The 7704-nt window shown below is 45.1% G+C and carries 5 protein-coding genes; 4 read left to right on the plus strand and 1 reads right to left on the minus strand.

The genetic code is table 11. The annotated features are described in order from the left end of the window. A partial coding sequence (locus tag PF479_RS03830; protein ID WP_298002370.1) for an aldo/keto reductase occupies positions 1-300 on the minus strand: 300 nt, incomplete at its 3' end. A 368-nt stretch (positions 301-668) separates the two neighbouring features. Between PF479_RS03830 and PF479_RS03835 the strand changes: the two genes are divergently transcribed. The 4 genes from PF479_RS03835 to PF479_RS03850 all read left to right on the plus strand — a co-directional run. Then, on the plus strand, positions 669-2978 hold the full coding sequence (locus tag PF479_RS03835; RefSeq protein ID WP_298002371.1) for a class I SAM-dependent DNA methyltransferase: 2310 nt from the start codon (positions 669-671) through the stop codon (positions 2976-2978). Between the two features lie 130 nt (positions 2979-3108). Continuing rightward, the gene (locus PF479_RS03840; RefSeq protein WP_298002372.1) at positions 3109-4014 is read left to right on the plus strand and encodes an Abi family protein; all 906 of its coding nucleotides are present in this window, start codon (positions 3109-3111) and stop codon (positions 4012-4014) included. After that, positions 4011-5324: a restriction endonuclease subunit S gene (locus PF479_RS03845; protein WP_298002373.1), complete on the plus strand. Its 1314-nt coding sequence runs from the start codon at positions 4011-4013 to the stop codon at positions 5322-5324. Before PF479_RS03840 ends, PF479_RS03845 begins: the two co-directional genes overlap by 4 nt. Further along, positions 5321-7704 (plus strand): DEAD/DEAH box helicase family protein (locus tag PF479_RS03850; RefSeq protein WP_298002374.1); only part of this gene is annotated, 2384 nt, incomplete at its 3' end. The genes PF479_RS03845 and PF479_RS03850, both read left to right, overlap by 4 nt.

A 7704-nucleotide genomic window follows, 5' to 3' on the forward strand; every position in this document is an offset into this window, starting at 1 on the left:
ACGTTGTATAGAATTTTTAACTGCAGTTATAGCTTTTTCAGCAGTATCAAACTTTGTAGGCATACCTTTCGTGGAAACATAAAAATCACCGGGCATATCTTTGAAAGCTTCACCGAAAACATCTTCACTTGTATCGCTGCAGTATCCCGGAGCTGTATCAAAATAGTTGATACCTTTACTATTGGCATAACGTACCAATTCTGCATTTTCCGCATTAGATTTTGTCTCATCAAACCGCATCCCGCCGAATCCTACAGCAGATACTTTCTTTCCTGTTTTTCCATATGTGTTATATATCATGTAAATTTTCCTCTCTATTTAATAACTCTACAATATGGAGTGCACTCCAGGTAAAGTGCTATTACAAAAAAATTTGAAATCTACAACAACCATATAAGTTCTTTCTCTTTTGTATCTCAGGGAATTGACAATTCGAATAGCCAAAAAGATAAACAGTACATAATAATAAAATTAAAAGATACTAACCCGCACTTAATAGGATGCAGCTGTTTTATTTTGGCTCTTTGTAGCCCTACCATCATATTGGGTTTACAATGGAAAAATCCTGTTTATATCAGGATGTAGAAAATGCATTGAAATATGGTGATTACACATTTCATCTAATTGATGAAAAATCTAATCTTCCAGATATCAAGGAGTTCTCCGTAATGAACCAAACCCCCAACAACCTGGCCTCTTTCATCTGGTCTCTGGCAGACCTCCTGAGGGGAGACTTCAAACAAAGCCAATACGGCCGAATTATTCTCCCCTTCACATTGTTACGCCGTCTGGAAGGTGTTTTGGAGCCCACCAAGGCTTCCGTGCTGGAACGATATGAGAGTATTAAAGATCAGAACCTCCCCGAAGAAGCCCTGGAAACGATTCTTATCAACTCGACCCCGGGTTTAACTTTTTATAATATCTCTCAGATGGATCTGTCCAAGCTGGGTGAGTCAGGAATCAAGGACAATCTGGAGAGTTATATCCAGGGATTTTCAAGGGATGCCAGAGAGATCTTCGAACACTTCAAGTTTTCCGAGTTCATTGGTCTCCTTAGTGACGGAAACCTGTTGTATAAGATTGTGCAGAAAGTCAGACAGGCCGACTTGAGTCCCCAGGCCATCTCCAATCATGATATGGGTCTCGTCTTTGAAGAGCTGATACGCAGATTTGCAGAAAGTTCCAATGAGACCGCCGGGGAACACTTTACTCCCCGTGATATCGTCCGTCTCACGACCTCTCTGGTCTTTATGGAAGATGATCAGGCCCTCACTCAGCCCGGTGCCATCAGGACAATATACGACCCCACCGCGGGGACAGGGGGCTTCCTCTCTTCAGGTATGGAGTATGTACACAAGATGAATCCCCAGGCCGTTATGAAGGCCTTCGGACAGGAACTGAACCCTGAGAGTTATGCCATCTGTAAGGCCGATATGATGATCAAGGGTCAGGATGTCTCCAATATCAAGCTGGGGAATACTCTTTCGGATGATCAGTTGGGAAATCAGTCCTTTGATTATATGCTTTCCAATCCTCCTTTCGGTGTGGACTGGAAGAAGATAGAGGGTTCTATCAAAGATGAAAATACCCAGAAAGGTTTTAACGGTCGTTTCGGTCCGGGACTTCCCCGTGTTTCTGACGGGTCCCTTCTTTTCCTTTTACACCTGATCAGTAAGCTCCGGGACAGCTCCGAGGGGGGAGCCCGTATCGGGATCATCCTCAATGGTTCACCCCTTTTCACCGGTGGTGCCGGTTCGGGAGAATCTGAGATCCGCCGCTATATCCTTGAAGCGGATCTTTTAGAGACCATTGTCGCCCTGCCCAACGATATGTTTTACAACACAGGCATTGCCACCTATGTATGGGTGCTGACCAATAAGAAAATAAATGAGCGGAAGGGAAAGGTGCAGCTCATCAATGGAGTCAATCTCTTTGGTAAGATGCGCAAGTCTCTGGGAGCCAAGCGAAACATCATGAGCAGTGAGGATATCAGAACCATTACCCGCTGTTTCGGAAACTTTGAGCTTGTTGATGCCCGTCTCCTGGATAAACCGGCAGAGCAGAAGAGTAATCGTGGCCGTCAGTCTGAGAATGCAAAGACAGAGACTCCCAAGACATTTGGCAGTAAGATCTTCGATTATTATGAGTTCGGTTACCGCCGTCTGACCATTGAGCGTCCCCTCAGGGAGTCCTACCAGTTTTCTGATGAACGGATTGCAACTCTCCGATATGCTCCCAAACCCCTGGGTGATCCCATGGAGTGGATCTATGAGAATTATGGGGAGTCCTGGTCAGATGAAAAAGACTCTCCTCAGTACGGAGATCTTTCAGGACATCAGGATGAGATAAGGGCGTATATTAAGAAACACTTTTCTACCTTAAAAGAGAAACAGATCAAGGACTTATTGAAACAGGATACCTGGACTTCTCAGAAAGAGATCCTTCTGAAGGCCCGGCAGCTGCAAGAGGTTCTCGGCACAGATCAGTATGATGATATGAATGACTATGAGGCTGTTTTAAAGAAAACCGGCATAAAACTGGATGGCATAGAGAAAAAGCAGATAACTGCGGCTGTTTCATGGAAGAATCCTGAGGCTCAGAAGGTCATTAAGAAAATACATAAGACCAAAGCCAATCCCCTTTACGGTCTTTTTGAAGTGGATGGCCGGACTGTTGAATATAAAAGTGATGGAGACCTTCGGGACAATGAGAATGTTTCACTTGATCCAACCAGGTCTGTGAATGAAGTCAATGAGGCCTATTTCAAGAAAGAGGTTCTCCCTCATGTTCCCGAGGCCTGGATAGACGGGAGTAAAAAAGATGATAAGGATGGGGAGATCGGTATTGTTGGATATGAGATCCCATTCAACCGTCATTTCTACGTATATACCCCTCCCCGAGATCTGGCAGAGATCGATGCGGAACTGGATCAGGTGAGTGCTGAGATCATGGAGCTTCTGAGAGAGGTGCACTCATGAGTGGATCTCTTGCAAAAGACTTGTTCATGACATATTCTAATAGTAACAGTACCCTTCACGCCACTCAACGATGCGGACCAGGAAGGGTCTTCTTTTTTATAAGCCCAGGCTCTCAAAGAGAGTCTACCTTATGAATTATGATTCTCCCCCCACCACTACAGAAGAGCAGCTTGAGCTTTTAAGCCTAAGAGGGATGGTCCTCCCTGATCGAGATAGGGCCGCTGCTTTTTTAAACCAGGTCAGTTACTACCGTTTCAGCGGATATGCTCTGCATTATGAAATATTTGAAAATCGGAAAAGAACCCATAAATTCAAGGAGGGGACAAGCTTTGATGATGTGGTTCAGCTCTATGACTTCGATTCCAAGTTAAGATCTCTCCTCTTTGATTCCATACAGGATATTGAGGTTGCCTTCAGGACACAGCTCTGTCTAAAAGTCTCTTTAAAAACAGCAGATTCTCACTGGCCTCTGAATCCTGGGAATTTTTCAGACAGATTTGATCATGGGAAGTTTGTTCAGGAGTGTGAAAAGGAGACTCAAAGGAGCCGGGAAATCTTTATTGAGAGTTACAAAAAAAAATACACTCAACCAGAGGCTCCCGCAGCCTGGATGTTGATAGAGATTGTTTCCTTTGGCTCCTGGTCCAGGGTTTATTCCTCTCTCTCTGATGAAGAGGTGAAAAAGGATATTGCCCGATATTTCCAGGTAAAACCCTACATCTTAAAATCCTGGGTTCACTCTCTGACTGTTCTACGGAACCAATGTGCCCATCATGCCCGGATATGGAATGCTTCTCTCAGTATCAGTCCTGCTCTCACAAATAAGATGGAAAAGGCCTACCCAATTACAACCAATAAGAGAAAAAGGATCGTTCTGATGCTCGATATCATATCTGAACTTCTAAAACCCCTGGATAAATACGAGGGATTTATTAGCTCTCTCAATGAACTCCTTGATGAATACCCCACAGTCCCAGAACAAGCCATGGGGCTATCAGCAAGAGTTTTAGACCTGAATACAGGAGTCAGAAGATGAAGAGTGGACGATACAAGCCATATGAGCAGTATAAGGACTCTGGTATAGAGTGGTTAGGGGAGATTCCTGAGCATTGGGACAGTGCAAATATTTCTAAATTATTTAAAATAAATGCTGGGGGTGATCTTCAGGTTAATTATTTTTCAGAAATTAAAACTCAAAAACATTGCTTCCCAATTTACACGAACGCTAATGATAAAAACGCAATATATGGTTATAGTTGTAAGAATAATTATGAAGCAAATACGATAACAGTAAGTGGGCGCGGTGATATTGGTTTTGCAGTCTTTAGAGACCACCCATATGATGCAATTATTCGGTTATTGGTATTGTCACCAATAAAACAACAGCATTGTAAGTTTTTCTCTTACTATATCAATGATGTTATTGACTTTAGAGTTGAAAGTTCAGCCATAGGACAGTTATCTACTAATCAAATAGCACCTTATAAAGTAGTGTTCCCTCATTTTAGGGAACAAACTCAAATCGCCAACTTCCTTGACCACGAAACAGCCAAAATCGACACCCTCATCGAAAAACAGAAACGGCTCATCAAGCTCCTGAAAGAAAAGCGACAGGCTGTCATAAGCCATGCTGTAACCAAAGGCCTCAATCCCGATGCCCCCATGAAGGATTCAGGAGTCGAGTGGCTGGGGGAAGTGCCGGAGCATTGGGTAATAAAAAATTATCGTTATTCATCAAAAATTTACCGAGGGAAATTCGGACATAGACCAAGAAATGATCCTTCATTATATGATGGAGAGTATCCTTTTATTCAAACTGGTGATATTGCCCGAGCTCAAAAAAAGATTACTTCATATACACAAACTTTGAATGAAAAGGGAAAGTCAATTAGCCAAAGATTCCCTGCGGGGAGTTTAGTTATGGCAATTGCAGCAAATATCGGAGATACAGCAATATTGGATTTTGAAGCATATGCTCCAGATAGTGTTGTTGGTTTTAAACCCAATTCAGATATATTTATTGATTTTTTAAAATATAGTTTGATGGCCTCTCTACCTGCACTAGAAAAAACCTCAACTCAAAGTACACAAGCAAACTTGAATATTGATCGTATTGGAGCTGTTAAATCAATTTTTCCACCTTTGAAAGAGCAATTTATTATTGTATCGGTTCTTGATAAGCAAGAAAGGCAATATCAGTCAATTGAGAAGAAGGCTATAGATGCTATTACTCTTCTCCAAGAACGCCGCACCGCCCTTATTTCAGCAGCTGTTACAGGGAAGATAGATGTTCGGGATTGGGTGGCTCCTGATAATGATAATACTCCGGGAGGTGAGGCTCTATGAGTGCCGATGCAACACAGGAACGGGTTTTTCAGGATGACATTATTCGGGACCTGGCGTCTCATGGCTGGCTTGTGGGTCAGTCTGAGAGGTACAACAGATCCCGAGGTCTCTACGAAGAAGATCTCCTTACCTTTGTACAGGAGAGTCAGGAGAAAGAGTGGCAGAAATTCTGCAAGCTCTATCCCTCTGATCCAGATGAAAAGTTTCTTGAACTTGTTGTCAGGCAGCTCTCCAAGGCAGACCCTCAGGCCGTAGACCATCAGATGAGGACCTTCGGGACTCTGGGGGTGCTCCGGCATGAGCTGAAGGACCGGGGTACACGATTCCGCCTGTGTCAGTTCAAACCCGATCATGACCTTAACCCTGATACCCTTTTGCGTTATGAAAAGAATCGTCTGCGGGTGGTTCCCGAGCTGGTCTACAGCCCCTGGGCGACGGCAGACCATGAGGCTCTCAGCGGGAATAAAGCAAAGCCCTGGCGGATCGACCTGGTTCTCTTTATAAACGGCATTCCTGTGATCACCATGGAGCTCAAGTCCGAGTTCAAACAGGATGTGGAACGGGCCATCAAACAGTATAAGACGACCCGTCTGCCCATTGATCCTGTCACCAAGAAGAGAGAACCTCTTCTCAGCTTTAAACGGGGGGCCCTGGTCCATTTTGCGGTCAGCCAGTATGAAGTCTATATGACCACCAAGCTGGACGGGAAAGATACCTATTTTCTCCCCTTCAACAAGGGAACCAGTGACGGGGCAGCTGGGAATGATGTTCCCGAAGATATCAACCACTATGCCACGGATTACCTGTGGAATGAGGTCCTCCTTCCGGATAACCTGTTGAATATTCTGGCCCGGTTTGTCCACCTTCAGATAGAGGACAGAGAAGACTGGGAGGGGCTCCGGTATAAGAAGCAGACCCTGATCTTCCCCCGTTATCATCAGTGGGATGTGGTCCGAAAACTCATCTCCGCTGCCAGGGATGAGGGGCCGGGCCATAAGTACCTGGTACAGCACAGTGCCGGTTCGGGAAAATCCAATTCCATAGCCTGGGTGGCTCATCAGCTTTCCTCCCTCTTTGATAAAGAAGGAAACAAGCAGTTTGCCTCTGTCATTATTGTCACAGACCGGACCGTACTGGATGACCAGTTGCAGGATACGATCTACCAGTTTGAACATGTGGATGGTGTTGTAGGCCGGATCAACCGGACCGAAGGGGATGGTTCCAAGTCGGAAAAACTGGCCTCAGCTCTGGAAAACTCTCAGCCTATTATCATTGTGACTATCCAGACCTTCCCCTATGTTTTAGATGCCATCGAACAGCAGGTCAGCCTGAGAGAGCGGAACTATGCCATCATCGCCGATGAGGCCCACTCCTCACAGACCGGGTCTACGGCCCACAAATTGAAAGAAGTCCTGATGTCTGACGGCTCGGATGAAGAACTCTCTACTGAGGAGATTCTGGATGCCACCGTGGCTTCCCGTCGGTCATCACAAAATCTGAGTTATTTTGCCTTCACCGCCACTCCCAAGGGAAAGACTCTGGAGCTCTTCGGAAGGCTCCCTCATCCCGATGAGGCTCCTTCTAAAAAGAACATTCCCCAGGCCTACCATGTCTATTCCATGCGTCAGGCTATAGAGGAAGGATTCATCCTGGATGTCCTGAAGAACTACACCAACTACAAAGTTGCCTACAAGATGGCCCTGGCCATAGAAGAGAAGGATCAGGATGTAGAGAGCAAGAAAGCCAGGGTCAAGCTGAACCAGTGGGTGCGGCTTCACGACTATAACATCAGTCAGAAGGTCATGGTCATCGTGGAACACTTCAGAGACAACGTCATGGGACTCCTTAATGGTCAGGCCAAGGCCATGGTGGTTACCAGCTCTCGAAAAGAGGCTGTCCGTTATAAGATGGGTTTTGATAAATACATCAAGGAGAAGGGATATCAAAAGATCACGGCCATGGTGGCCTTTTCCGGAGAGGTAGAATTCAATAGTAAAGACCCTAATAGTCAGGGTCTCATTGGTGAGAAATTTACAGAGTTGAATATGAACCCTGGTTTAAAGGGCCGAGACATGAGAAAGGCCTTTGACTCTGTAGACTATCAGGTCATGATCGTGGCCAACAAGTTTCAAACAGGTTTTGACCAACCCAAACTCTGTGCCATGTATGTTGATAAAAAGCTGGGTGGTGTGGAGTGTGTCCAGACTCTTTCCCGGTTGAACCGGATCTATCCCACCAAGGAACAGACGGGGACTTTTGTCCTGGACTTCTTCAATGACTCGGATGACATCCTCTCTTCCTTTCAGCCTTACTATCAGACAGCCGAGCTAACAGATGTGTCAGATCCGGATATTATTTTTGATCTCTTTGAAAAGCTCCG

It is taken from the genome of Oceanispirochaeta sp. (assembly GCF_027859075.1).
Classification (GTDB): domain Bacteria; phylum Spirochaetota; class Spirochaetia; order DSM-2461; family DSM-2461; genus Oceanispirochaeta.

Coding starts and splice junctions, on each gene's coding strand:
- PF479_RS03835 (WP_298002371.1), top strand. CDS start 669: ATGAACCAAACCCCCAACAACCTGGCCTCTTTCATCTGGTCTCTGGCA.
- PF479_RS03840 (WP_298002372.1), top strand. CDS start 3,109: ATGAATTATGATTCTCCCCCCACCACTACAGAAGAGCAGCTTGAGCTT.
- PF479_RS03845 (WP_298002373.1), top strand. CDS start 4,011: ATGAAGAGTGGACGATACAAGCCATATGAGCAGTATAAGGACTCTGGT.